The organism is Streptomyces curacoi, assembly GCF_001513975.1.
In the GTDB taxonomy this organism is placed as follows: domain Bacteria; phylum Actinomycetota; class Actinomycetes; order Streptomycetales; family Streptomycetaceae; genus Streptomyces; species Streptomyces curacoi.
In genome coordinates this window covers 478,172-500,964 of the sequence record NZ_KQ947985.1, presented here as the reverse complement: position 1 = coordinate 500,964, position 22,793 = coordinate 478,172, and the positions used below count along the sequence as shown (strand labels likewise).

25 protein-coding genes are annotated in these 22,793 nt (G+C 70.9%); 13 read left to right on the top strand and 12 right to left on the bottom strand.

Features of this window, described 5'->3' with window-relative positions; genetic code table 11:
• Positions 1 to 47: 47 nt before the first annotated feature.
• Positions 48 to 422, top strand: coding sequence for an ArsR/SmtB family transcription factor (locus tag AQI70_RS07765; RefSeq protein WP_003999532.1), 375 nt, complete (start codon positions 48 to 50; stop codon positions 420 to 422).
• 248 nt (positions 423 to 670) lie between these two features.
• On the opposite strand, the gene arsB is transcribed toward AQI70_RS07765, so the two are convergent.
• Positions 671 to 1,780, bottom strand: a complete 1,110-nt coding sequence (arsB, locus tag AQI70_RS07760) for an ACR3 family arsenite efflux transporter (protein ID WP_062145813.1) — start codon at positions 1,778 to 1,780, stop codon at positions 671 to 673.
• On the bottom strand, positions 1,777 to 2,085 hold the full coding sequence (locus AQI70_RS07755; protein ID WP_062145811.1) for an ArsR/SmtB family transcription factor: 309 nt from the start codon (positions 2,083 to 2,085) through the stop codon (positions 1,777 to 1,779). The genes arsB and AQI70_RS07755 overlap by 4 nt, the downstream gene beginning before the upstream one ends.
• A 91-nt stretch (positions 2,086 to 2,176) precedes the next feature.
• On the opposite strand from AQI70_RS07755, the gene AQI70_RS39035 reads away from it, so the two are divergent.
• Together AQI70_RS39035 and AQI70_RS07750 are read left to right on the top strand one after the other, a co-directional pair.
• Positions 2,177 to 2,335: a hypothetical protein gene (locus AQI70_RS39035; RefSeq protein WP_159042628.1), complete on the top strand. Its 159-nt coding sequence runs from the start codon at positions 2,177 to 2,179 to the stop codon at positions 2,333 to 2,335.
• A gap of 82 nt (positions 2,336 to 2,417) precedes the next feature.
• Complete coding sequence (locus AQI70_RS07750) at positions 2,418 to 2,837, top strand: arsenate reductase ArsC (protein WP_062145810.1); 420 nt, start codon at positions 2,418 to 2,420, stop codon at positions 2,835 to 2,837.
• A gap of 66 nt (positions 2,838 to 2,903) precedes the next feature.
• Here AQI70_RS07750 and AQI70_RS07745 read toward each other — a convergent pair whose 3' ends face one another.
• Entirely contained in the window at positions 2,904 to 4,439 is a 1,536-nt protein-coding gene (locus AQI70_RS07745; RefSeq protein ID WP_062145807.1) for a glycosyl hydrolase family 28 protein, read from the bottom strand.
• Positions 4,440 to 4,822: 383 nt separating this feature from the next.
• On the opposite strand from AQI70_RS07745, the gene AQI70_RS07740 reads away from it, so the two are divergent.
• A complete protein-coding gene (locus AQI70_RS07740; protein WP_279616746.1) occupies positions 4,823 to 5,824 on the top strand; it encodes an expansin EXLX1 family cellulose-binding protein in 1,002 nt (333 codons plus the stop codon).
• A 68-nt stretch (positions 5,825 to 5,892) separates the two neighbouring features.
• Here AQI70_RS07740 and AQI70_RS07735 read toward each other — a convergent pair whose 3' ends face one another.
• The gene (locus AQI70_RS07735) at positions 5,893 to 6,675 is read right to left on the bottom strand and encodes a hypothetical protein (protein WP_244181515.1); all 783 of its coding nucleotides are present in this window, start codon (positions 6,673 to 6,675) and stop codon (positions 5,893 to 5,895) included.
• A 321-nt stretch (positions 6,676 to 6,996) separates the two neighbouring features.
• On the opposite strand from AQI70_RS07735, the gene AQI70_RS07730 reads away from it, so the two are divergent.
• The 4 genes from AQI70_RS07730 to AQI70_RS07715 all read left to right on the top strand — a co-directional run bounded on the left by AQI70_RS07730 (position 6,997) and on the right by AQI70_RS07715 (position 9,159).
• Positions 6,997 to 7,455 (top strand): MarR family winged helix-turn-helix transcriptional regulator, encoded by a 459-nt coding sequence (locus AQI70_RS07730; RefSeq protein ID WP_062145805.1) that lies wholly within the window; start codon positions 6,997 to 6,999, stop codon positions 7,453 to 7,455.
• A gap of 233 nt (positions 7,456 to 7,688) precedes the next feature.
• Complete coding sequence (locus tag AQI70_RS07725; RefSeq protein ID WP_062145803.1) at positions 7,689 to 7,979, top strand: DUF6980 family protein; 291 nt, start codon at positions 7,689 to 7,691, stop codon at positions 7,977 to 7,979.
• Between the two features lie 44 nt (positions 7,980 to 8,023).
• Positions 8,024 to 8,248 carry a cold-shock protein gene (locus tag AQI70_RS07720; protein ID WP_062145801.1) on the top strand — a complete coding sequence of 75 codons (225 nt, stop codon included), beginning with the start codon at positions 8,024 to 8,026 and terminating at the stop codon, positions 8,246 to 8,248.
• Positions 8,249 to 8,394: 146 nt separating this feature from the next.
• Positions 8,395 to 9,159 carry a hypothetical protein gene (locus tag AQI70_RS07715; protein ID WP_062145799.1) on the top strand — a complete coding sequence of 255 codons (765 nt, stop codon included), beginning with the start codon at positions 8,395 to 8,397 and terminating at the stop codon, positions 9,157 to 9,159.
• Between the two features lie 159 nt (positions 9,160 to 9,318).
• Here the strand turns inward: AQI70_RS07715 and AQI70_RS07710 are convergent, their stop codons facing one another.
• Entirely contained in the window at positions 9,319 to 9,984 is a 666-nt protein-coding gene (locus AQI70_RS07710; RefSeq protein ID WP_062145797.1) for a lytic polysaccharide monooxygenase auxiliary activity family 9 protein, read from the bottom strand.
• A gap of 293 nt (positions 9,985 to 10,277) precedes the next feature.
• On the opposite strand from AQI70_RS07710, the gene AQI70_RS40750 reads away from it, so the two are divergent.
• Positions 10,278 to 10,670, top strand: a complete 393-nt coding sequence (locus AQI70_RS40750; RefSeq protein WP_159042627.1) for a hypothetical protein — start codon at positions 10,278 to 10,280, stop codon at positions 10,668 to 10,670.
• A gap of 105 nt (positions 10,671 to 10,775) precedes the next feature.
• Here the strand turns inward: AQI70_RS40750 and AQI70_RS07700 are convergent, their stop codons facing one another.
• The 3 genes from AQI70_RS07700 to AQI70_RS07690 all read right to left on the bottom strand — a co-directional run bounded on the left by AQI70_RS07700 (position 10,776) and on the right by AQI70_RS07690 (position 12,462).
• The gene (locus AQI70_RS07700; RefSeq protein ID WP_062145794.1) at positions 10,776 to 11,267 is read right to left on the bottom strand and encodes an RNA polymerase sigma factor; all 492 of its coding nucleotides are present in this window, start codon (positions 11,265 to 11,267) and stop codon (positions 10,776 to 10,778) included.
• Between the two features lie 131 nt (positions 11,268 to 11,398).
• Positions 11,399 to 12,067 carry a class F sortase gene (locus AQI70_RS07695; protein WP_062145792.1) on the bottom strand — a complete coding sequence of 223 codons (669 nt, stop codon included), beginning with the start codon at positions 12,065 to 12,067 and terminating at the stop codon, positions 11,399 to 11,401.
• Complete coding sequence (locus tag AQI70_RS07690) at positions 12,064 to 12,462, bottom strand: hypothetical protein (RefSeq protein ID WP_062145790.1); 399 nt, start codon at positions 12,460 to 12,462, stop codon at positions 12,064 to 12,066. Before AQI70_RS07690 ends, AQI70_RS07695 begins: the two co-directional genes overlap by 4 nt.
• 324 nt (positions 12,463 to 12,786) lie before the next feature.
• On the opposite strand from AQI70_RS07690, the gene AQI70_RS07685 reads away from it, so the two are divergent.
• The 4 genes from AQI70_RS07685 (at position 12,787) to AQI70_RS07670 (ending at position 18,557) form a co-directional block, all read left to right on the top strand.
• Positions 12,787 to 14,391 (top strand): carbohydrate-binding protein, encoded by a 1,605-nt coding sequence (locus AQI70_RS07685; RefSeq protein ID WP_062145788.1) that lies wholly within the window; start codon positions 12,787 to 12,789, stop codon positions 14,389 to 14,391.
• 201 nt (positions 14,392 to 14,592) lie between these two features.
• Entirely contained in the window at positions 14,593 to 17,295 is a 2,703-nt protein-coding gene (locus tag AQI70_RS07680) for a phosphorylase family protein (RefSeq protein ID WP_079051185.1), read from the top strand.
• 43 nt (positions 17,296 to 17,338) lie between these two features.
• Positions 17,339 to 17,773, top strand: coding sequence for a DUF6153 family protein (locus AQI70_RS07675; protein WP_341845946.1), 435 nt, complete (start codon positions 17,339 to 17,341; stop codon positions 17,771 to 17,773).
• A 127-nt stretch (positions 17,774 to 17,900) separates the two neighbouring features.
• Positions 17,901 to 18,557, top strand: a complete 657-nt coding sequence (locus tag AQI70_RS07670; RefSeq protein ID WP_062145784.1) for a DUF305 domain-containing protein — start codon at positions 17,901 to 17,903, stop codon at positions 18,555 to 18,557.
• Positions 18,558 to 18,594: 37 nt separating this feature from the next.
• On the opposite strand, the gene AQI70_RS07665 is transcribed toward AQI70_RS07670, so the two are convergent.
• Genes AQI70_RS07665 through AQI70_RS07650 form a run of 4 tightly spaced genes read right to left on the bottom strand, consistent with a single transcriptional unit; the run spans position 18,595 to position 22,704 of the window.
• Positions 18,595 to 20,352 (bottom strand): ABC transporter ATP-binding protein, encoded by a 1,758-nt coding sequence (locus AQI70_RS07665; protein ID WP_062145782.1) that lies wholly within the window; start codon positions 20,350 to 20,352, stop codon positions 18,595 to 18,597.
• Complete coding sequence (locus AQI70_RS07660) at positions 20,349 to 20,906, bottom strand: lasso peptide biosynthesis B2 protein (protein ID WP_062145780.1); 558 nt, start codon at positions 20,904 to 20,906, stop codon at positions 20,349 to 20,351. The genes AQI70_RS07665 and AQI70_RS07660 overlap by 4 nt, the downstream gene beginning before the upstream one ends.
• The gene (locus AQI70_RS07655) at positions 20,903 to 21,169 is read right to left on the bottom strand and encodes a PqqD family peptide modification chaperone (protein ID WP_159042626.1); all 267 of its coding nucleotides are present in this window, start codon (positions 21,167 to 21,169) and stop codon (positions 20,903 to 20,905) included. Before AQI70_RS07655 ends, AQI70_RS07660 begins: the two co-directional genes overlap by 4 nt.
• A 5-nt stretch (positions 21,170 to 21,174) precedes the next feature.
• Positions 21,175 to 22,704: an asparagine synthase-related protein gene (locus AQI70_RS07650; RefSeq protein WP_062145776.1), complete on the bottom strand. Its 1,530-nt coding sequence runs from the start codon at positions 22,702 to 22,704 to the stop codon at positions 21,175 to 21,177.
• Positions 22,705 to 22,793: the final 89 nt, after the last annotated feature.

The window sequence follows — 22,793 nt, the reverse complement described above, 5'->3', positions numbered from 1 at the left end:
ACAGTGGCCACTGGTCGGCCTGGTTCGACATGTGTCAACATAGATGCATGTCGAACACGAAGGTGCTGCCGCTGCTCGAATCCGACGCCCAGGGCGTGGCGCCGTGCTGTCCGCCGCTCACCGAGCGCCCGTTCACCGCGGAGGAGGCCGACACGGCCGCGCGGATGTTCAAGGCGCTCGGGGACCCGGTGCGGCTGCGGCTGTTCTCCGCGGTCGCCTCCCACGAGGGCGGCGAGGCCTGCGTGTGCGACATCTCCGACGTCGGCGTCTCCCAGCCGACCGTCTCCCACCATCTGAAGAAGCTCAAGGAGGCCGGCCTGCTCACCTCCGAGCGGCGCGGAACCTGGGTGTACTACCGCGTCGAGCCCTCCGTGCTCGCCGCGATGGGCCGACTGCTGACGACCGCGTCGACCGCGGCCTGAGCCCGCCGGCCGAGTACCCGGCCGGCCTCACGGACCGCTGACCGCGCGGGGCGCCCGACGCCCCTCAGGGGGGCGGAGTCCGGGCCGACCCGGTCACCACCGGCCGAGCGGCCGCAGTCGGCGGCGAGCCCGCGCCGGGCCGCCGCCGATCACTCGCGTACGGCGCAGACGGCCGATCGGCACCGGCCGGGCGCAGGCGCCGACCGCGGTGACTGCGCCCCGATCGCCGGTTCCGTCCGGGCAGTGCCTCAGCCCTCCTGCCGGGCGGCCGTCAGCTGCCGGCCGGCGCTGAACTTCCGCCGCCAGGCCAGCGAGACGTAAACCAGCGCCACCAGGACCGGCACCTCGATCAGCGGTCCGACCACACCGGACAGGGCCTGTCCCGAGGTGACGCCGAAGGTGGCGATGGCCACCGCGATCGCGAGCTCGAAGTTGTTGCCGGCCGCCGTGAAGGCCAGCGTCGCGGTGCGGTCGTAGGCCAGGCCGATGACCTTGCCGAGGGCGAACGTGCCGAACCACATCACCGCGAAGTACACCAGCAGCGGCAGCGCGATGCGAGCCACGTCCAGGGGCTGCGAGGTGATCGTCTTCCCTTGCAGGGCGAAGAGGATGACGATCGTGAACAGCAGACCGTAGAGCGCCCAGGGGCCGATCCTCGGCAGGAAGTCGGCCTCGTACCTCTCGCGGCTCAGCTTCCGCTCGCCGATGCGGCGGGTGAGGAAGCCGGCCAGCAGCGGGATGCCGAGGAAGATGACGACGTTCAGGGCGATCTTCCCCATGGAGATGTCCAGGTGTTCGCCGTCGCCCAGGTTCAGCCAGCCGGGCAGCAGGTCGAGGTAGAACCAGCCCAGCAGGCCGAACGCCAGCACCTGGAAGACCGAGTTCAGCGCCACCAGTACGGCCGCCGCCTCACGGTCGCCGCAGGCCAGGTCGTTCCAGATGATGACCATGGCGATACAGCGGGCGAGCCCGACGATGATCAGGCCGGTGCGGTACTCGGGCAGGTCCGGCAGGAAGATCCACGCCAGCGCGAACATCACGGCCGGTCCGACGATCCAGTTGATGACCAGCGACGAGACCATGAGCTTCTTGTCGCCGGTGACGGCGTCGAGCTTGTCGTAGCGGACCTTGGCCAGGACCGGATACATCATGACCAGCAGGCCGATCGCGATCGGCAGCGAGATGCCGCCGATCTCGACCCTCGCCAGGGCGTCGTTCAGGCCGGGGATGGCGCGCCCCAGGCCGAGACCGACGGCCATCGCGGCGAGGATCCAGACAGCGAGGAAACGGTCGAGCGTCGACAGCTTCGCGACGACCGAGGACTCCTCGGCGGTCGCGGATGCTTCGGTGCGGGTCACGGGCAGGCCCTCTTGTTGTCGGCGGCGGCGCGGGCGGACTCGGCCAGATCGGCGAACCGACCGGCGAGCGAGGCGATGACGTCCGGCTTGAGCTTGTAGTACGTGAAGCGCCCGCACGGCTCGGTCTCGACGACCCCGGCCTCGCGCAGCACTCTCAGGTGGTTGGAGAGGTTGGTCTGGCGGGCGCCGGTCTCCTCCACCAGGTGGGTGGTGCACAGCGTCTCTTTGGCGAGCAGGGTCACGATCTGGAGCCTGAGCGGGTCGGCCAGCACCCGGATCAGGTCAGCGTCGACTGACGTCATCATGGGCTGATACTGTCACATCACCCGAAGCTGATACCAGCTGCTGCTGATACCAGCCGGGGCTGACCTATAGGCCCGTCGGAAGGGTCTCACCATGTCCGCCGCTGCACTCCCCGGCCGGCCGGGTGGAGCCGTACACCGCGCAGGTCCCGGCCACAGCGGGCGCCGCGCGCCGGTCGCCGCCACCGTGCGGGCCATCCGCGCCACCATCGAGGCCCGCATCGCCGGCCTGCAGCCCCCCGTGCCCGCCTGAACCACCGCCCCCACCCCACACCGCACCCCACACCGCACCGCACACCGCACCCGCTGTTGATCACTTCGTGAAGGAAGACCCCATGCCCGTCGCTCCCCTCGCCAGCGTGCTGTTCGTCTGCGTCCACAACGCAGGCCGCTCCCAGATGGCCGCCGGATTCCTCTCCCACCTCGCGGGCGACCGGATCGAGGTCCGCTCCGCCGGCTCCGTCCCGGGCGACCAGGTCAACCCGGCCGCCGTCGAGGCCATGAAGGAAGTCGGCGTCGACATCTCCGAGGCCAAGCCGAAGATCCTCACCACCGAAGCCGTCCAGGCATCCGACTACGTCATCACCATGGGCTGCGGCGACGCCTGCCCGATCTTCCCCGGCAAGAAGTACCTCGACTGGGCCCTCGAAGACCCGGCGGGCAAGGGCGTCGAGGCCGTCCGCCCGATCCGCGACGAGATCAGGACCCGCATCGAGGCCCTGATCGCCGAGATCGACGCCACGCAGGAGGCGTGACGTCCGGGCCGAAGGAACGGACGGACCAGCCGCCGACGAATACGACGACTACGACGAATACGACGACTACAGCGCAGCGGCCTCCTCGGTGGTCAGGAACCGCAGGTTCTGCACGTACTCGTTGACCAGCATGGGCACGCCGTCGGAGGCCAGGTACCACCTCGGCTTGCCCGTGCTGTCGGCGATCACCCTGCCGTTGACGCGCAGGTTCTCGAAGGTGACGTCCTTGACGAGACGGTCCTCGCCGAGGCCCATCATCACCGAGAGGTCGGCGTTCTTGCCGTTGTAGCCGAGGTCCTTGATGTAGACGGACTCGATGCCGCGGCCGGCCGAGGTGTTGTACTTCGGGTTGTACTCGACCCGCATGTGGACGAGCTGGCCCCAGCGGAAGTCCTCGACCCGGATGTTGTCGAACCGCACGTCCCGGACGAGGTTGCTGTCGCCGACCATGAACGCGATGGCGCCCTGGTAGGTCACCTGCGGCTCACGGTGGTCGAGGATGTCGATGTTCTCGAAGTTGAGGTTCTCCAGCATCTCGGGGGTGTCGGAGTTCCCGTGCACACCGATGTTGATGGGGTGGGCGACGTCGGCCCACAGGGAGCAGTTCCGGACCGTGATGTTGCGGGTGTCGCCGTAGAAGTCCCAGCGGTGGGTGTAGAGGGCGATGGAGTCGTCGGACGTACGCAGGAAGCAGCCGTCGATCGTGACGTTCTCGGAGCAGTAGAGCTGGATGCCGTCACCCCAGCCCTGGTGGCTGAAGGCGCGCAGGTTCTTGATGGTGAGGTTCTGCGACTCGGCGACCCTGATGTTCTCGTATCGGGGGTTGAGGATCGTGACGCCGTCGATCGTGACGTTCTCGGTCTTGCGGACGAAGAGCGCCCCATTGGGCGAGTTGTAGAGCACGCCACGGCCGGTCAGCCGGGAGTTCTCCACGTTCTCGAAGATCACCTGTGAGGTGAGGACCGCGCCGGGGGCCAGGTAGACGGTGGTGTTGCTGGGCACCTTCAGCAACCGGTCGGGGGTGGTGTGCAGCCCGGGTCCGAAGTACATGACGTGCTTGTCGCCCTCGGCGGGCGGGATCTGCTCGACGGGGTTCGCGAGCAGGTGCAGGCAGTCGAAGATCTTGTCGTCGACCTGGACGACGACGTTGCGGGGCCGGTCCAGGGTGAACCGCGCGGTGCTGCCGAGCACCTCGGGGGTGATGCCGTACGAGTCCGGCCGGACCCGGAACTTCCCGGCGCCACCCGGGTTGTAGGTGACCTCGACCTCGACGGTGCCGGAGAAGTCGAAGGCGGCCCAGGAGGAGTTCTGGGCCCTGTTGCTGCCGGTGACGGGGTCGATCAGCGCGAGCTTGGCGAGGTGGACGCCGACTCTCTGCCAACTGCCGCCGACGCGCCGGACCTTGACGGTGAAGGAGTTGTTGACCGGGACGGAGGGGAGGGCGGGATGGGTGACAACGATGTCCCGCGCTGTCTCGTCCGAGGTGGCGGCGGAGGTGGCGGTGGCGGCCTGGGCGGTACCGGCGACGCTGTTCGCGAGACCGGCGACGGCGAGGACACCGGCGGCCTGGAGGGTGGATCGGCGGGAGAGAGGCGAGGTCATGGCGGCTCCTTGTGGCAACCGGTTGTCCGACGGGCGGAGGTGCGGGAGGACTGACGGGCGACAGCAGGGTTGTACTGCTGGAGGTGGAGGGGGCGGGCAGATCTTGCGGCGGCGAGGAAGGCCGGGTCAAGGGGTATGACCAGTTTTCGAAAGAATCAGGAGTGCTGCGGGGTGGCGTGTCTGACAACCGGTTGCTGTCAATCGCTGCCAAACGACCCGCTGTCCCTCCTCCTGCCCCCACCGTTCCCCTCTCCCCCTCCTCCCCTCCCACCCCCGGCAACCTTTCCGGCCCCGGCGACCACTGACACGCAGGAGGCCCCCTGAACGGGAGCCTCACCAGACCGACGTGCTCTGCTTCTGCCGAACCGCGTAAGGACTCATTCGTGGCATCCCCACCCAACCGCAGGTCCAGCCGCAGGCCCAGCCGTAGCCCCCGCCACCCCGGATCCCACCGCGGCCCCCACTCCAAGCGCCGCACCGCCCTGGTCGCCGTGGCCACCGTGGCTGCCGTGGCGCTGGCCGCGACCGTGCTCACGGCCCTGCGCCCCGATTCCGAGCCCACGGCCGGGCATGCCACACCCACCCCCGTCGCCGACGCGCGGTCGACACCCGCGCCGACGACACGAGACCCGCGTCCGAAGCCGAAGCCGTCGACGCCGGCTGCCACCCCCACGGCTGCCAAGACCACCCCGCCCCCGCCCACGGGCACACCCTCCGCGCCCCCGTCGTCCGCCCGCGCCCCGCAGCCGGCCTCGGCCTCGGCGCCGTTGGCGGGACGGGTCCGCCCCCAGGTCACCTACGAGGGAGTCGCCACCTTCTATGACACCGGCAACGGCGACGGCGCCTGCCTGTACGGCCCGACCGACGACGTCATGACCGCGGCGATGAACCACACCGACTACGAGACGGCCAAGGCGTGCGGGGCGTACGTACGTGTCCGCGCGGCGGGCGGGGCCTCGGTCACGGTCCGCATCACCAACGAATGCCCGCTCCCCTGCGCCCCCGGCCAGCTCGACCTCAGCCCCGAGGCCTTCGCCGAACTCGCCGCCCCTTCGGCGGGCCAGGTCCCGATCACCTGGACACTGCTGAGCCCCGGCTCCGCCGACCCCCTCTCGATCCGCTACAAGACCGGCTCCAGCTCCCACTGGTGCGGCATCCAGGTCGTCGGGCACCGAAACCCGGTGGCACGGCTGGAGGTCCGGGAGGGGAACGGCTGGCGACAGCTGCCGCGCACGGAGTACAACTACTTCCTCTCCGAGCAGGGGGGCGGGTGTGGCGGGGCGATCCGGATCACCGACATCTACGGTGAGGCGCTGACGGTCGACGGGGTGGCGATACGGCCGGACGTGCTGCAGCCGACGCGGGTGCAGTTCGCGGCACACTGACTCCGGCGCCGCACGGGCCGACGGCGTCCGGCGTCAGCGTCCGGCGGCCGGCGCACGGCCCCCGGGAATCAGGACTGACCGCTCCCGGCCCCCGCCGCCGTACCGCCGGGCCAGGCCGCCGACGACGGAGACACCTGGGGGGTGGACGGGGCGTCGTCGACCAGGTCGCCGCGCAGGGCGGCGATGACGAAGGCCACCATGGAGGCCAGGAGGAGCAGCGCGAGCGGCCCCCAGATCGCCGGGATCGCCCATATCGGCCAGTCGTTGGCCACCCGCACCCAGAGCGTCAGGAGGGCCGCGGCAGCCATGCCGACGCCGTGCCACCGCACGACGGTCGCCGCTGCCGCGCGACGCCGATCGCCCCGCGCGAGGAGTGCCCACACCCCTCCGACGAGGGCGGTCAGGCCGAACGACACACAGGCGAACGCACCACCGAGGCGGTCATCGGGCCACCCCACCGGCCCGGCCGACGTCTGCTGCCGCCGTCCGTCGGCGTCCCGTACCTCGACGACCCGCCCGTACCAGATCAGGCCGATGACCTTGTCGCCCGGCTCCATGTCCGACATGACCGGATCGGTTCGCCGGAACGTCACTTCCCACGGCCGGCCGGAAGGCAGCAACAACTCCGCCTCCGGTGACCCGCCCCTCCTTCTTCCGCTGTGCGTCTCGACCTTCCGGACAGTGAACTCCTGCTCCCACAGGCACGACGACGCCTTCACCGGGACGGAGACGCACTTGGGCGCGGCACGGAACTCCCGCTCCCGCTCCAGCGCTCCCCGCACCTCGAAGGCCATCGCCACCCCGGCGCCGAGAGCCACGGCACCGATCAGCAGCCAAACCACGATCCGCATCACCCTGCGCCCCGCCGACCCCACAGTGCCCCTCCTTTTTCGGCCACTCCCCGCCCGCGTATTTGAGCACAGTGCCCTGCGCCGCCCGTACCCCTGACCACCGGTATCGCGACCTACGCCGCCAGGTACGAGGTGCTTCTGGTGGCGCCACCCAGCGTCTGCGAGGTGAGGCAGACACCCACATCCCGTACGACACCGCCTTGCGGCATCCGCGCGCCGCCATGCGGGACTCACTGGGCCAACAACCTTGACCTCAAGTTCAGTTGAGCTTCTACGGTCGCTCTCGTCGAGCCAGCTCTAGCGAAGATGGAGAGACAGGCCATGGAGTACTCGCACAGCGACGCCGAACTGATCCGGCAGCCCATCGGCTACTGGAGTTGGGCGGCCTACAAGGCCGTCGTCACCCGCACGCGGGCCGCCCTCGCCGGGATCGGCATGACCCAGCCGCAGTGGTGGGTTCTCGCGCAGGTCGCACGCGCCGAGACCGTCAAGACCCGCGACGAGGTGTCCGGCCTCCTCGCTAACTACCTCGACGCGGGCCCCGAAGCCATGGAGTCGGAGATCACCCGGACCATCGCCCACGGCTGGATCACCGAGGACGCCGAGGGACGCCTGGGCATCACGGCCGACGGAAGGGCCGCGTATGACAAGGCGGCGGCCCTTCAGGACGAGCTGTGGGCGGAACGGCACGCGGGCATTTCCGACGAGGAGTACCTGACCACCCTCAAGGTCCTGCAGCGGTTCATCCACAACACCGGCGGGCGTGCCTGGCACCACTAGGCCCTGTCGTTTGCGAGCCGGGCGGGTCTCAGGACACCACCGGCTTCGCCGTCGCCGCGATGATGCCTTCGAGGAAGTCCTGCCCCGGCTCCTCCCAGGGGGGCAGTTCCTTGGTTCAGCCGGTTGCCCAGCAGCATGCCTTCACGCCAGGCTTTCGGGTCGAGGTCGGCGGCGTCCTCGGCGGGGTGCGGCACGGCCGTGGCGAAGGTGTCGGCCGCCCACCCTGCGAAGCGATGAACAGCCGCGTGAACATGCGCTGTGACCAGCACGACGACCTCTTCTCCTGCCCGGACGCGCTGATCCGCTTCAGCGCCAGGTTCCAGGAGTACGGGCTGATCATCCATGACGGCGGCACAGCGAGCATCACCATCGGCTTCTGCCCCTGGTGCGGACGACGTCTGCCGGAGTCGCAGCGGGACCGTTGGTTCGACGAGCTGGAGCGTCGCGGGATCGATCCGTGGGAGGACGACGTACCTGCCGAGTTCGAGGACGATCGCTGGCTCGCCTCCCCACGTCGGGAGTGAGCCGTCCGCCGAGCTCAGCGACCACACTTCCGTAAGGTTGCCGCATGGTGACTGCGACGGTCCGTGAATGGCACGAGGAGGAAGGCTGGGGCGTCCTCGACTGCCCCGAGACACCCGGCGGATGCTTCGGCCATTTCTCCGACATCCAGGCGGCAGGGTTCCGCACGCTGTCACCCGGGCAGCGCGTGGACCTCGACTGGGAAGCCCCCGGCTTCAAGCAGGACGGCTATGACTACCGCGCGGTGAGCATCGTCCCCCGGACCGCCTGACGTCCATGGCGGCGACGACCGCCTGCCGGGCACCTCCGCCGCCCCGCGACACCGCAAGATCCCGTGCCGTATCCTCACGCCACCCGCCGCGCCCGCGACCAGGGGGGGATCCAGGATCGTGGGCCGGCTCGACAATGTGGGGATTCATGCGTTCAGCATCCATAGGCGCCGTTCTCACCGGCGCCCTCGCCCTTTGCGGCTCCGCTCTCACCGTCGCGCCCGCGCATGCCGCGGAGACCGGTGTGGAGATCAAGAAGGTCTCCGTGAACGGTGGCAAGAGCATCGTCTTCGGTATCTCCCGGACGGAGTCCTTCACCATCTCGGTGACCGCCTCCGACGACTCGGGGATCAGCAAGGACGGCGCGTTTCTGCAGATCGAGCGGGAGAAGGGGGACGACTACTGGTCGTACCACGGCGTCCCCTCGTGCACGGCCAGCAGCACCACCACGTCCACCTGCAAGCTCACGGTCCAGCTCGAAAGGGACATCGACCTGCCCCGCAACACCCTTGCCGGGCCCTGGAACGTGTACGTCCAGCTGTCCTCCAAGGACGGGGACCTCTACAGCGACGTCTACGGCACCCATCCGGTGAAGCGGCGCTCCACACTCAACGTCGACGCCTCACCCGAGCCGGTCGCCAAGGGCAAGACGATCACGGTCACGGGCAAGCTCGCCCGGGCCAACTGGGACCGTTACGTCTACGCGGGCTACACCTATCAGTCCGTACAGCTCCAGTTCCGCCCGAAGGACAGCAGCACCTACACCACCGTCAAGACCGTCAAGACCGACGGCGCGGGCAAGTTGAGGACGGGCGTCACCGCCAACCGCGACGGCTACTGGCGCTGGAACTTCGCCGGCACGGCCACCACTCCAGCGGTCAGGACGGCCGGCGACTTCGTCGATGTGCGCTGACGTTCGCTGACGTTCGCTGACATGCGTTTACATGCACTGACGTGCGTGACATGCGTTGCCTTGACTGAGTGATCGCGGTGGGTCGGCGGCGGCCACGCAACCCTCGGTGCCCGAAGCAGCGGCTTCGCCGACCCACCGCATCCGCCAAGGACCAGCCGCTCAGCGGAAGTTCACATCGCTGCACAGGAAGTACGTCTGGTCCATGTGCGACGCCTGCCAGATCGTGTAGACGACGTGCCGGCCGCTGAGGCCCGACGTACTCACGTCGATCGAGTAGTTCTGGCTGGGAGCGTACTTACCGGTGCGGGCGACCAGCTGGAGGTCGCTCCAGCGCAGCGGCTGGGTCGTGGGGTCGAAGCCCTGCCGGGTGACGTACACCAGGAAGTAGTCCGCGCCATGGCTGGCCTGGTCGTACAGCCGGACGGTGAAGTTGCTCGCGACGTCCGTGGTCTTCCAGGCGCCCACGGCGTCGAGGGAGTTGTAGCGTCCGCCCTCCGTCCGGCCCCCGCTGCACAGCTGGCCGTCGGGGATGACCGCCTGGAAGTTGCCCGCGGAGCCGTTGCGGTACAGGCCGTTCCAGTTCCACATGGCGTTGGGATTGTCCTGCCATGCCTGCCAGCACATGGGGTCCTGCTGTGCCATGGCCGGGTTCTGGAAGTCGTTGCCCCAGCGCAGCCAGCAGCCGTAGTTGCGGGACGCCGGGTCGACGACCGAGCCGTGGGCGGCGGCGGTGCCGCTCCCGGGGATCAGGCAGAGAAGCAGTGCGGCCAGCACGCTCAGGAGGAGCGCCGGGCGGGGCGCCCGCCGCCACCCGGAGCGATGCATGGCGTGGTCATGACAAGCTTGCGGGACGTGACATGACTCTCGGTGCAGCACGGTCTCCCTCTTTCTTCGCACAGTGGGGGGATGTGGGGGTGCGACGCCATGGGGGCGCTTATGCGAGCAACTATGGGAGCGCTCCCATAACGCTCAGGCTGCGCCCCACAAGACACCTTGGCAACGTCGGATTCGCGCCACTTTCCTACGGCCGGACAGCACCGGTCGACGTAGACGTGGGCGCAGACGTGGGCGCAGACGTCGGCGCAGACGCCGGCGCAGACCTGGGCATGGACGTCGGCGTGGACGACGCCGCAGGCGTGGGAACCGCCGAACCGCCCGCCACCCGGCCGTCACCCGCCGCCCCGCCCTCCTCCGCACGCGGCCTCGCGGAGGAGTCGGCACCGGCGGTCCCGGGCGGCACCGTCGGCGTAGGCGACACCGACCGGCTCGTCGGCGCCGACCGGGTCGACGGCGCCGAAGGGCTCGGCGTCGGCGGCGCTGACGGAGCGGCAGGCGTCGTAGGGCCGCTCGTGGGCGCAGGTGCCAGCGGGGGCGTGGGAGACGTCGGCGCCTCGGAGGCCCCCAGGCGCAGCGGCAGCGCGACGAGCAGCGCCACGGCGCACGTCATGCCCACCCCGGCCGCCGTCCGCAGCAGGCGGCGGCGCGATGCCGTACGGCGGATCGCCTCGTAGCGGCCGGCCGGGGGAGCGAGGCGCTCGGAAGGCGGCCGGAGGATGACCGCCAGGGGGTCGTCGGCGGCGAACTCCAGGCCGTCCGCGTCGTCCAGGTCGTCGTCGTCAAAGCGTGTGGTCAAGGCTTCTCCTCAGGTGGACGCGGAGCAGTTCGCGGGCCGCGTGGAGGTCGGCCTTGACGGTTCCTTCCTTGCGTCCGGTCAGCGCGGACACCTCCCGGATCGGCATGTCAGCGTAGTAGTGGAGGAGGATCGGGGTGCGCAGTCGTTCCGGCAGTGACTGGACGAGCAGGCGGACGGACGGATCCGCCTGTTCGGTGCGGGAGTTGACCACCGCCTCCGTCGTGGCCCGGCGCATCGCCCTGCGCTCGCGCTCCAGCTTGCGCCAGTGGTCCCGGACCAGGTTCGCCGCGGTGACGTAGAGGAAGCCACGCGGTTCCTCCACCCGACTCCAGCGGGCCCACAGCCTGGTGAACGCCTCGGAGGCGATCTCGTGGGCCGTCTCGTCGTCGTCGACCAGACGGCGGCACCAGCCGGCGAGGCGTGGGTACAGGGCGGTGAACAGCTCGGACGCCGCCTTGTCTCGGGACCGTTTCAACGCTCTCCATGGTCGTGGTGGGTCGGGAGGAAGCGCGCACGGCACTCGTGGGGGAGGATGCCGGGCCGTCGGCGTACGTTCCGTGGGCCCGGCACCGGTTCCGTGCCGTGACTGCGCGTGCGGGCGGGGGCTCAGGGCGTCGTGGGGCTCAGCGCGGCGAAGACGATCACGTTGTCGCGGTACTCGTCGCCGCTGCGCGGCCCTCCGCAGGTGATCAGCCGCAACTCCGGCCGGCCCACGTCCCCGTACACGTCGTCCGCCGGAAAGTCCGCCTTGGCGACGGTCCGTACGACGGTGACGGCGAACCGTGCCGACGAGCCGTCCTCCCGGCGCGCCACGATCCGGTCGCCCCGGTGCAGCCGGGCGAGGTCGCGGAACACGCCGTCCCCGTGGGCGCCCACCGTGACATGGCCGAGGATGACCGACGGGCCGACCTGGCCGGGCGTAGGTGAGTGCCGGTACCAGCCCGCCCGGTCGTCGGCCGTGACCGGCGGCACCTGCACGGTGCCGTCCGCCGCCAGGCCCAGCCGCATGACCGGGGTGTCGACACCGATGGCGGGGATCTCCAGCCGGACCGGGACCGAACGGCCGAGGGCGCGCGCGGAGTCCGCGGATCCCGAGCGCGACCGCCGCGGGGGCATGCCGTCCGCGCCCACCGGACTCTCCGCTCCGGCGGCCGTGCCCCCGGTTCTCGACGAGGATGCGGCCGTGTCCTGCTGTCCGGCTCCCTGGCCCGCGCACCCCGCCACCAGCAGGGACAGCCCCGCCGTGGCGAAGGCGCGCCTGGAGAGCGGCGTCATGCCCCGTTCGCCCGCCGACGCCGTACGACGAAGACCGTGCCCGCGGTGAGGAGCACCGCGGCGGCTCCCCCGCCGATCAGCGCGCCCTGCGCCGTCCCGGATTCCGAGGCCGACGGTGTGACTCCGGTGTCGGGCGCCCCGGACGGTACGACGGAGACCTGGCCGCCGTCCGGCGCCCGGGTCGGTTCGGCGGACGGCGAGGGCACGGCGGATGCCTCGCGGGTGGGCGCGGTGCTCGGTTCGGCGCTGGGGGCGGGGACGGCGGTGGCCGAGGGGGCGCTGGGCGCCGGGCTGGGGACCGAGGTCGGGGAGGCCCCGTCGGCGAACGCGGGGGTGGTGCTCGCCAGCAGGGCGGTGCAGGTAAGGGCCAGGGCGCTGAGGACTGTTCGGCGCATCGAGTCGCTCTCTTTCGTCGGCCGGCCGGTACTGCCGTACGTGTACGCGGCGGGCTGGGTGACGGGTCGAGCGGAGAGACGACGCGGCAGCGGGGCGGGTTGTAAAGAGATGGCAAAGCCGTTCGCGGGTTCTCGGCCATCCATTTGTTCATGGTCGTGAACAGCGATCATGCACACGCCTATTGACGCGTATACGACAGCCCTCTACGGTCCAGAGAAAGCGCTTTCCCTGCCTGAATGAGGTGTCTGGCCACGCGGCCCGTTCACACTGTGGAACCCCGCCACGTTGCCACACCCGAGCCGCAACAGAAAGGGGTCAGCCCCATGCACCTGAGAGCAGCCAGACCGGTCGGGCCCGTCAGGCCCGTCATCGCCTCCGTCGCCCTCCTGACCGGCACCCTCGTCGCGCTCACCGGCACCACCGCCGAGGCCGCGACCACCCGCTACGAGGCCGAGACCGCCCCGGCGGTCTGCACCGGCACCATCGACTCCGACTGGACCGGCTTCTCCGGCAGCGGGTTCTGCAACGGCACCAACTCCACCGGCGGCTATGCCCAGTTCACGGTGAGCGCCGCCGCGGCGGGCACCGCGACCCTGAACATCCGCTTCGCCAACGGCACCACCACCGCACGGGCCGCGAACGTCGTCGTGAACGGCTCGACGGTCGCCTCGGCGTCCTTCGAGGGCACCGGCGCCTGGTCGACCTGGGCGACGAAGACGCTCAGCGTGCCGCTCCAGGCGGGCGGCAACACCGTCCGGCTCAACCCGACCACCTCGGCCGGGCTGCCCAACGTCGACTACGTGGACGTCGAGACGAGCGGCGGCACCACCCCGCAGCCGACGGGGCCGGTGCTGTACGTGGCGCCGAACGGCACCGACGGCGCGGCCGGCACGCAGTCCGCGCCCACCACCCTCACCTCCGCGATCGGCCGAATCGCCGCCGGCGGCACGATCTACATGCGCGGAGGGACGTACAACTACTCGTCGACCGTCACCATCCCGGTGGGCAACAACGGCACGTCGAGTGCCCGGACCAAGCTGTCCGCCTACCCGGGCGAGCGGCCGGTGCTGAACTTCTCGGCGCAGAGCGAGAGTTCGTCGAACCGCGGGCTGCAGGTGATGGGGTCCTACTGGCACGTCAACGGCCTCGTCGTCGAGCGGGCCGGGGACAACGGCATCTACGTCGGCGGCAGCAACAACGTCATCGAGCGCACGGTGACGCGCTTCAACCGCGACACGGGACTCCAGCTCGGGCGGATCGCCTCCACCACGCCCAAGGACCAGTGGCCGTCCAACAACCTCATCGTGAGCGCCGAGTCGCACGACAACGCAGACTCCGACGGTGAGGACGCCGACGGCTTCGCCGCGAAGCTCACCACCGGCAACGGGAACGTCTTCCGCAACACCGTGGCGCACAACAACATCGACGACGGCTGGGACCTCTACACCAAGTCCGACACCGGGGCCATCGGCCCGGTGACCATCGAGGACTCCCTCGCCTACGCCAACGGCACCCTCAGCGACGGCTCCCAGGCCGGCAACGGTGACCGCAACGGCTACAAGCTTGGCGGCGAGGACATCCCCGTCAACCATGTCGTCAAGCGCAGCATCGCCTACAAGAACGGCAAGCACGGGTTCACCTACAACAGCAACCCGGGCTCGATGACGGTGTCGGACAACGTCAGCATCGACAACGTCCAGCGCAACTTCAGCTTCGACGCCGGCACCTCGGTGTTCCGCAACAACACCTCGTGCCGCAGCGGCAGCGGCACGAACGACCGGATCATCGGCGACGCCGACGGCTCGAACCAGTTCTGGTCCGGCTCGAACGGCTCCCGCTGCTCCTCCTACTCCGGTGCCCTCGGCTGGTCCTTCGCCTCGGACGGGCGTCTCGTCGTGACCTTCGGCGGCAGTCAGGTGACGCCGTAACGACCTGGCGCACTCCGGCCCGGCCGGTCCGTACCGCCTCCTCGCGGACGGACCGGCCCGTGCACGAACGGGGCGGCACCGTCACGATTCCGGCTCAACAGGCGTCAGGCTTGGTGAACTTGGGTACGCCCGTGGCCTGCGCGGTTACCGTGTGCAGCACGCCCTGTACGGAAAGGCCGGAGTCGAGGTTCGGTTGGTCACGTGACAGACACTTCTCCCACCGTGGTGATCCTGACGGCGCTCCGCGTGGAGTACGAAGCCGTACGGAAGCTCATCGTCAATGGCAGGGAAGTCCACCATGACGACGGCACGCTCTTCTTCCACGGACACCTGAAGAACACCCGGTGGCAGGTCGCGCTCGCCCGGACCGGCGAGGGCAACGACTCCGCCGCGGCGGTCGCCATGCAGGGCCACCAGCTGTTCCGCCCCAAGGCCCAGCTCTTCGTGGGCATAGCCGGCTCGCTGAAGGACGACATACGCCTCGGGGACGTCGTCGTCGCCAGCAAGGTGTACGCGATCCACGGCGCCCGGGCGAACGGTACGTCCTTCCAGGCCCGCCCCACCTCCTATCTGCCGGCGTACCGGCTGCTCCAGGCCGCGCTGTCCGCCGAGTACGAGCTGCGCCGCAAGCAGCGGGTCCACACCAAGCCCATCGCCGCCGGTGACGTCCTCCTCGACAGCCGCGACTCCGCGCTCCGGGACTGGATCAAGCAGCACTACAACGACGCCGCCGCCATCGAGATGGAGGGCGCCGGCGCCGCCCAGGCCGGGCATGTCGCGGGCCTGGACACCCTCATCATCCGGGGCATCAGTGACCTGGCGGACGGCGGCAAGGGTGCCTCCGACGCCTCCGGCGCCCAGGAGCGGGCCGCCGCCAACGCGGCCAACTTCGCCCGTTCCGTCCTCGCCAAGTTCTCCCGGGCCCAGGGGCCGCTCCCCGCGGAGAACAAGCAGGGGAACTCCCAGGGGTCCGGTGCACAGGACGGGTCCCGGCGTCAGGGCGGCTCGAAGACGCCACCGCCACCGCCACCGCCACCGCCACCGCCGCCCGCCCAGCCCGGACGCTGGCACAAGTGGGCCGCCGCGGCACTGGCCGTCGTGGTGTTCGCCGGCGGCGGATGGGTCATCAGCAGCTGCGGCAAGGACACGGAGGACGCGGGGCTGCCGCGCTGCCAGGAGGAGAACACCACCCTGCGCATCGCCGCCTCGGTCGACCTCTCGGAGGAACTGCGCCGGGCCGCCGAGGACTACGGCCCGCGCCTGAGCGGCAAGTCCTGTGTCCGGGTCACGGTCTTCGACGTCAACTCCGGCACCGGGATGGAGCGTCTGGCCGAGGGCTGGGGCGAGGGCGACGAGCCCCACGTGTGGTCGCCGGCCAGCAGTGACTGGCTGGCGCTCGCCCGCGCCCGCGCGGACGACAAGACCGCGGGCCTGTTCCCGGCGTCGGCGCCGGCGATCGTGAAGAGCCCGCTGACCATCGCGATGCCCAAGAAGATGGCCGAGGCGCTGGGCTGGCCGGAGAGCACGGTCGGCTGGAAGGACCTCGCCCAGTGGGCGAAGAACTCCCGGGACTTCTGGCGGGACCGGCAGCAGGAGCAGTGGGGGCCGCTCAAGCTGGGCAAGACCAACCCCAGTTACTCGACCTCGGGGCTGAACGCCACCGTGGGGGCCTTCTACGCGGTGACGGACACCAGTGGCGAGCTCTCCGCCGCCGACCTGGAGAAGCCGGCCAACCAGGACTTCGTCCGGCAGATCGAGAAGTCCGCGGTCCACTACGGCGACACGACGCTGACCTTCCTCAAGAACCTGCGCGCGGCCGACGACTCCGGCGGCGCCGAGGCGGCGCTGGACTACATCTCCGCCGTCACGGTCGAGGAGAACTCGGTCGTGGCCTACAACAACGGCTATCCGTGCGGGGCGCTCAGCGAGGAGGAGGGCTGCGCGCGGACCGACCGGCCGACCACACCGCTCGTGTCCTTCTACCCGGAGGACGGCACCCCGGTCAGCGACCACCCCTATGTGCAGCTCAACAACATGAACCCGGCACAGCGAAAGGTTTCCGCGGACTTCCTCGCCCACCTGCACGATCCCGAGGTGCACCACAAGCACTTCGCGCCGTACGGCTACCGCACCCACGAGAACAAGGCACCCGACCTCGTCAACCAGGGCAACGGCGCCCTCCCCGACACCCCGCTGAAGGACTTCTACCCCCCGCAGGGCGCCGTGCTCGACCGGCTCCTCGAAGTCTGGCCGGCGCTGCGGCGACGGGCCCATGTCCTGGTGGTGATCGACACCTCCACGTCGATGAACGAGGACGTGCCGGGCTCCGGGGAGACCAAGATGGAGCTGCTGAAGAACGCGAAGGCCGCGCTGTTCGACGAGTTCGCCGACACCGACGAGGTCGGACTGTGGCGGTTCTCCAGCGCGCCGTACGCCGACGACGAGCACCACTACCGGCAGCTGGTGCCGATCGGCCCCATGGCCCGGCCCGTGCCCGGCAAGTCCGCCGACACCCGGCGCGAGCAGCTGACCGCCGAGGTGGAGGGGCTGGTGCCGGACGGGGCCACGGGGCTGTACGGCACGACCATCGCGGCGGTGGACACGATGCGCGCCGACTACGACCCCTCCGCGATCAACGCGGTGGTCCTGCTCACCGACGGCCGCAACGAAGGGGTGCCCGCCGACCCCACCGAGCTCCAGGACGTGCTGAAGAAGGTCGGCGGAGCCGGTGAGCGCGTCCGGGTCTTCACCATCGCCTACGGCTCCAAGGCGGACGAGGCCGACGCGAGCGGCAAGAGCGTGCTGGAGCAGATCGCCACCACCAGCGGCGGCCGGGCCTATGACGCCCGGGAGCATCCCGAGACGATCAGGGAGGTCCTGACGAGCGTGATCTCGAACTTCTGACGCCTGGTGAACCCGCCCGGGGCGGCCTACGTACGATGAGGGCGTGACAGCCCGTGCACAGCACCACCGTGCGCTGCCGCTCCGGATGCCGGGGTCGTGGCGGGTGCTTCTGGTGCTCGGGCTGCTCGCCGGACTGTTCGGGATGCACGCGCTCGGCCCCGGCAACGCGGTCGCGGCCCCGTCCCACCACGCGCACGAGCGCCCCATGAGCGCCCATGTGACGGCCCTGACGGCTATGACGGCCATGACCGACGAGGCCGTCTGCCACAGCGCGGACTCCGGCGGCGGACACGCCCGGCACGCCGACCCGACCTGCGCCTCCGGTGCCGTCGGCGCGGGCCCCGTGCTGCCGGCCCTGGCCCTCGATCCGGCCGACACGGCCGTCACGGGCGACCTCGACGACCGTTCCGTGGCCGTCGCGCCCGACGGCGGGCGCGCCCCTCCCTCGCTGGCCGAACTGCAGATCCTGCGGACCTAGGACAAGGCCGAGCCGTCCCCGTCACGGAACCCGTCGCGGACCCCGTCGCGGGCGCACGGCGCTCAGCCATGCCCGTGCCACGCCCTCATGGGCGCGGTGACCCACATCCTTCGCAGGAGTTCTCAGCATGACCAGCACGCGTACTCTCATGCGTCGCGCCGCCCTGGCCGCGACGGCCACCGCCGCCGCCCTCGTTCTCGCCGCCTGCGGCGGGAACGGCTCCGACACCGGCTCCGGCGCGCGGACGTCGGCCTCGGCGAGCGCCGACGCCACCGCCGAAGCCCACAACGACCAGGACGTGTCCTTCGCGCAGGGCATGATCCCGCACCACCAGCAGGCCCTTGAGATGGCGGGGATGGCTGCGACCCAGGCCTCTTCCGCCGAGGTCAAGGACCTCGCCTCCCGCATCGAGAAGGCCCAGGACCCGGAGATCGAAACGATGTCCGGCTGGCTGGAGTCCTGGGGCGAGGACGTGCCCTCGTCCATGCCCGGCATGGACCACTCCGGCGGTCACTCCGGTGGTCACTCCGGAGGCTCGGACGGCTCGGACATGCCCGGGATGATGGACACCGAGGACATGGACAAGCTGAAGAAGGCGTCCGGCAAGGACTTCGACACCATGTTCCTGACCATGATGATCGAGCACCACGAGGGCGCGGTGGAGATGGCCGGCACCGAGAAGGAGCAGGGCCGGTACGGGCCGGCCAGGAAGCTGGCCGACGCCGTCATCACCGCCCAGACCGCCGAGATCGCGGAGATGAACAAGCTGCTCGGCAAGGGCTGACCGGCCGGCAGGCGGTGGGGCCCGGCCCCACCGCCGTTCACCGGTGCGCCGCGACCCCGGCCTGGGACAGACGGCGGTAGTGATCGCTGCTCGCCAGCAGTTCGTCGTGGGTGCCGGTGGCGGCGATCCGGCCGGCGTCCAGGACCACGACGGCGTCGGCGGCGCGGATCGTGGAGGAGCGGTGGGCGATCACCAGCAGGGCGCACTCCTCGGTGATCCGGCGGATCGAGCGGCGCAGCGCCGCCTCGTTGGCCGCGTCCAGGTGGGCCGTGGGTTCGTCGAGGAGCAGCAGGGCGGGGTGGGTGAGCAGGGCGCGGGCCAGGGCGACGCGCTGGCGTTCGCCGCCGGAGAGGGACATGCCCCGTTCGCCCGCCTCCGTGTCCAGACCGTGCGGTGAGCGGGCCACCAGCTCCGTCAGCTGGGCCAGTTCGATCACCCTCGCCAGGTCGGCCGGGTCCGCGTCGGGCGCGGCGTACAGGAGGTTCTCGCGCAGCGTGCCGTACAGCACCGGCGCGTGCTGCTCGACCAGGCCGATCCGGGCGCGGTGCGCGGCCCGGTCCAGGGTGCGCACGTCCCGGCCCTCGAACAGGACGCGGCCGGCGTCGGGGTCGTAGAAGCGCTCGGCCAGCGCGAAGACCGTGGACTTGCCGGCGCCGGAGCTGCCGATCAGGGCGACGTGGCCGTGCGGGGGGACGGTGAAGGAGACGTCGTACAGGACCGGGCGGGCGGGGTCGTAGCCGAAGCGGACGTGCTGGAACTCCAGTACGGGGGCGGCGGCTGCCGAGCGCTTCGGGACCGTCACCGGTTGCGGTTCCGCCTCCGGCTCCGGTGGCAGGTCCAGGACCTCGGTGATGCGCCGCAGCGCGCCCAGGCCCTGGCGCATGGTGCTCAGCGCCTGGAAGACGGCCGCGACCGGGGCCATCAGATACAGCATGTAGAGCAGGAACGCGGCGAGTTCGGCCACCGAGGCCGCCGAGCCGTCCCGCCCCGCCGCCCGCATGCCGCCGATCAGCAGCACCAGCAGGAACGAGCCGTTGATGGTGAGCATCACCGCCGGCGCGACCACCGCGTCCAGGGCACCGACCCGCACGCTCTGGGCGTACGCCGACCGGGCCTCGGCCCCGATGCGCAGCGTCTCGCGCTCCTCGGCGCGGCTGGCGCGCACGGTGCGGATGGCGCCCAGCGCCCGCTCCAGCTCCGCGGTCATCGCGCCCGTGGCCTGCTGGGCGCGCAGCGAGGCGCGTTCGATGCCGCGCAGCACCGACGCCACCGCAAGCGAGCCGACCGCGATCACGGCCAGCACCAGCAGGAACAGCACCCAGTCCAGCCACACCATCAGGACAACCACTCCGACGAGCCCGATGCTGCCGGTGACGGCGTCCGTGAAGCCCTCGGAGACGAGCAGCCGCAGGGCGGTGCTGTCGGCGCTCGTGCGGGAGATCAGATCGCCGGTGCGGCGGCGGTCGTACGTCCGCATGGGCAGCCGCAGGAGATGGGCGATCATGTCCAGGCGCAGGCCGAGGACGACGCCCTCGCCGGTGCGGGCCAGCACATAGCGGGCCAGCCCCTGCACGGCGGCCTGCGCGAGGAAGAGCCCGACCAGCAGTCCGACGGCCCCGCCCGTCGGCCCGCCCGTGCCCGCCGCCTCGATGACCCGCTTGACCACCAGGGGCTGGGCGAGGGCGAGCGCGGAGCCCGTCAGGGCCAGCGCCGCGGCCCCGCAGATCCGGCGGCCGTGGCCGCGCAGCACCCGGCGGATCTCCTGCGCTCCGGTGCGTGCCGGGGCATCGGTCATACGGCCCTCCCGTCGCCGAGCCCCTCGGCCGTACGGCGCTCCGGCACCTCCGTGTCGACGCCGCGCACATGCTCCGACCCGAACCGCTGGAGCACCGTGAAGCCGGTCCGCACGCCGGGGATGTCCGCGAGCACCTCCCCGTACAGCTCGGCCCAGGCGTGGCAGGCGAACCGCCCGCCGATCGACGAGCGCTGCCGCGCCACGACGATCTGGACCGGCAGGCCGAGGGTCGTGAAGTACGTCGCGAGGGCGTACGACCGCGGCAGGCACAGCGCGTCCGGGTCGGCCAGGCGCAGGGCCGTGAGGCAGGACAGCACCTCGCGGCGGGCGACGCGGATCGCCTCCGGCGGTGCGGGGACGTCCCGTACGGCCGGTCGCAGGGTGCGCAGCCGATGCTGGGCCGCGGGCCAGCCGCGCCGTCTGAGCAGGCGGGCGGCCCGGACGGTGCGGGCGGCGGCGAGCAGCCGGGCCCACCGGGGCGGGCGGGGCGGTGGCGGGCCGGGGTCCCAGAGCAGGAACTCCCAGTCGGCGGTGGGGTTCTTCAGGCTCTTCATGGCGCCGGTTCGGCGAGGTGGGACTCGGTGAGCCTGCCGGTCAGCGTGGTCAGGCCCTCGCGCAGCACCGCGTCGGTGGCGTCGATGCGCTCGCCCAGGTGTCGTACGACCTCGTCGGTGCTGTCGTAGCGGAGCGCGGCCTGGAGCATGAGCGTGGCCACGGGGTTCAGCTCGTAGTACGTGCCTTCGGCGCCGTCGAGGAGCAGTCCCGTGCCGTCGGCGGGATCGAAGGTGGTCTGGTCGGTCAGGCGGAGCAGCGGCATGCGGGTCACCTCCGGTCGTCGGCCGTGGACACCGGTCGACATCGTGCTTCCAGGTCGCGCAGGAAGAGCTCGACCATCGCGGAACAGAGCAGGTTCTCGGCGTTGCGGCGCAGCGCCCGCGGGTCGGCGAGCACCTCGCCGAGCCGGTGCGGGTCGACCACGCCCAGGGCGGTCAGCCGGGCGTCCGGGGCGCCGAGGACGCGGTCCAGGGCGTCGGGGTGGCGCAGGCACCAGGTCTCGTCGGGGGAGCCGAGCCAGGTCCGGCCGTAGTGCCGCCACACGTCGGGCGGCAGCCGGTGGGCGGCGGCCAGCCGCAGCACCGGTTTGTCGATGGTGCGCCCGGCGTGCGGGATCAGGCGGTAGGCGTCGGGCAGCCGGGCCGCGAGGCAGCGCAGCGACCGGCCGCCGAGCGGTTTGCCCAGGTGGATGCCGCGCGGCCGCCACAGGGCGAGGTTCAGGGTGTTCTCCTGGGGCTCGTAGTCCAGGTCGTACGGCTCGGGTGCGGCGTCCGGATGCGGGACGAGGAAGTCGCTGCCGAGTTCCGTCTCCGCGAGGGCCTCCGGGTCGGCGTACAGGGAGTAGGCGGGCCGCGCGCTGCGCAGCAGCCGGCTCAGCTCCCAGCGGGTGCCGAGCAGCCCGCGCAGCATGCGCCACTTCTCGTACGGCGGTACGTCCGCGGCGAGGATGTCGTGCAGCCCGTAGCGCAGCGGGCCGAACAGCGTGTCCCCTTCCAGGCCGGACACCACGAACCGTATGCCGTCGGCCGCGATGCGGTCGGCGAGGCGTTCCAGGGTGCGCAGCCAGACGTGGTTGAAGGGGTGGGGCAGGTCACGGGTCGTGGGGAAGTAGTCCTCGTCGTCGGTGACGCGGTCGATGGTGACCAGCGGCACGTCGAGGTGCCGGCACACCTGGCGGACGTAGGCGGACTCGTCGGCCGAGGGGTCGTCGGTTCCCATGTGGTAGGCCGTCACGTCCACGCCGTGGTCGGTGAGCGCCGCCAGGACGGTGGCGGAGTCGACGCCGCCGGACAGGAGGATGCCGACGCGGCCGAGGCCCGTGCAGCGGCGGGTCTCCTCCAGCAGCAGCTCGTAGGTGAGGCGGGCGTACGCGCGCAGGGGGGTGTGGCGCGGGAGGTCGAGGGGGGTGGCGCGGTCGTAGGTCCCGGTGTGGGTGGAGCGGGGGCCCAGGGTGACGAACTGGCCGGGGCGCAGCAGGGGTCCGAGGCCCGGGTAGAGGAAGGCGTCCTCGCCTCGGCAACTGCGCCACAGCGTCTCGCGGTCGAGGTCCGTCAGGCCGAAGCGGGTGTCGAGGAGGTCTCTCGGGTCCGTGGACCAGGAGATGTTGCCGTCCGTCCTTCGGTGGAATATCTGGTCGGGGCTGCACAGCCCGCGGAATATGAGGGTGCGGTGCGGTGTGGCGACACAGCCGGACAGTTCCGCGGGCAGGTCTCCGAGAACGCGGGCGAGGATTTCGTGTCGCGCCTCGGCAGTTGCCTCCGTAATTCTCTGGACGAATTCCAGTGATGGACGGAACACGGGCGGCCCGACAAAAAGAAGACGATGGCTCAACCATTGAAAGGAAAAACAACCACCCGACGCCACGGAGGTGTTGACCACGCTGGACG

What these genes read in the sequence shown, in the direction of transcription:
- AQI70_RS07765 (WP_003999532.1), top strand. Translation starts at nt 48, where the DNA reads ATGTCGAACACGAAGGTGCTGCCGCTGCTCGAATCCGACGCCCAGGGC.
- AQI70_RS07755 (WP_062145811.1), bottom strand. Translation starts at nt 2,085, where the DNA reads ATGATGACGTCAGTCGACGCTGACCTGATCCGGGTGCTGGCCGACCCG.
- AQI70_RS39035 (WP_159042628.1), top strand. Translation starts at nt 2,177, where the DNA reads ATGTCCGCCGCTGCACTCCCCGGCCGGCCGGGTGGAGCCGTACACCGC.
- AQI70_RS07750 (WP_062145810.1), top strand. Translation starts at nt 2,418, where the DNA reads ATGCCCGTCGCTCCCCTCGCCAGCGTGCTGTTCGTCTGCGTCCACAAC.
- AQI70_RS07745 (WP_062145807.1), bottom strand. Translation starts at nt 4,439, where the DNA reads ATGACCTCGCCTCTCTCCCGCCGATCCACCCTCCAGGCCGCCGGTGTC.
- AQI70_RS07735 (WP_244181515.1), bottom strand. Translation starts at nt 6,675, where the DNA reads ATGCGGATCGTGGTTTGGCTGCTGATCGGTGCCGTGGCTCTCGGCGCC.
- AQI70_RS07730 (WP_062145805.1), top strand. Translation starts at nt 6,997, where the DNA reads ATGGAGTACTCGCACAGCGACGCCGAACTGATCCGGCAGCCCATCGGC.
- AQI70_RS07725 (WP_062145803.1), top strand. Translation starts at nt 7,689, where the DNA reads ATGAACAGCCGCGTGAACATGCGCTGTGACCAGCACGACGACCTCTTC.
- AQI70_RS07720 (WP_062145801.1), top strand. Translation starts at nt 8,024, where the DNA reads ATGGTGACTGCGACGGTCCGTGAATGGCACGAGGAGGAAGGCTGGGGC.
- AQI70_RS07715 (WP_062145799.1), top strand. Translation starts at nt 8,395, where the DNA reads ATGCGTTCAGCATCCATAGGCGCCGTTCTCACCGGCGCCCTCGCCCTT.
- AQI70_RS07710 (WP_062145797.1), bottom strand. Translation starts at nt 9,984, where the DNA reads ATGCATCGCTCCGGGTGGCGGCGGGCGCCCCGCCCGGCGCTCCTCCTG.
- AQI70_RS07695 (WP_062145792.1), bottom strand. Translation starts at nt 12,067, where the DNA reads ATGACGCCGCTCTCCAGGCGCGCCTTCGCCACGGCGGGGCTGTCCCTG.
- AQI70_RS07690 (WP_062145790.1), bottom strand. Translation starts at nt 12,462, where the DNA reads ATGCGCCGAACAGTCCTCAGCGCCCTGGCCCTTACCTGCACCGCCCTG.
- AQI70_RS07685 (WP_062145788.1), top strand. Translation starts at nt 12,787, where the DNA reads ATGCACCTGAGAGCAGCCAGACCGGTCGGGCCCGTCAGGCCCGTCATC.
- AQI70_RS07670 (WP_062145784.1), top strand. Translation starts at nt 17,901, where the DNA reads ATGACCAGCACGCGTACTCTCATGCGTCGCGCCGCCCTGGCCGCGACG.
- AQI70_RS07665 (WP_062145782.1), bottom strand. Translation starts at nt 20,352, where the DNA reads ATGACCGATGCCCCGGCACGCACCGGAGCGCAGGAGATCCGCCGGGTG.
- AQI70_RS07660 (WP_062145780.1), bottom strand. Translation starts at nt 20,906, where the DNA reads ATGAAGAGCCTGAAGAACCCCACCGCCGACTGGGAGTTCCTGCTCTGG.
- AQI70_RS07655 (WP_159042626.1), bottom strand. Translation starts at nt 21,169, where the DNA reads ATGCCGCTGCTCCGCCTGACCGACCAGACCACCTTCGATCCCGCCGAC.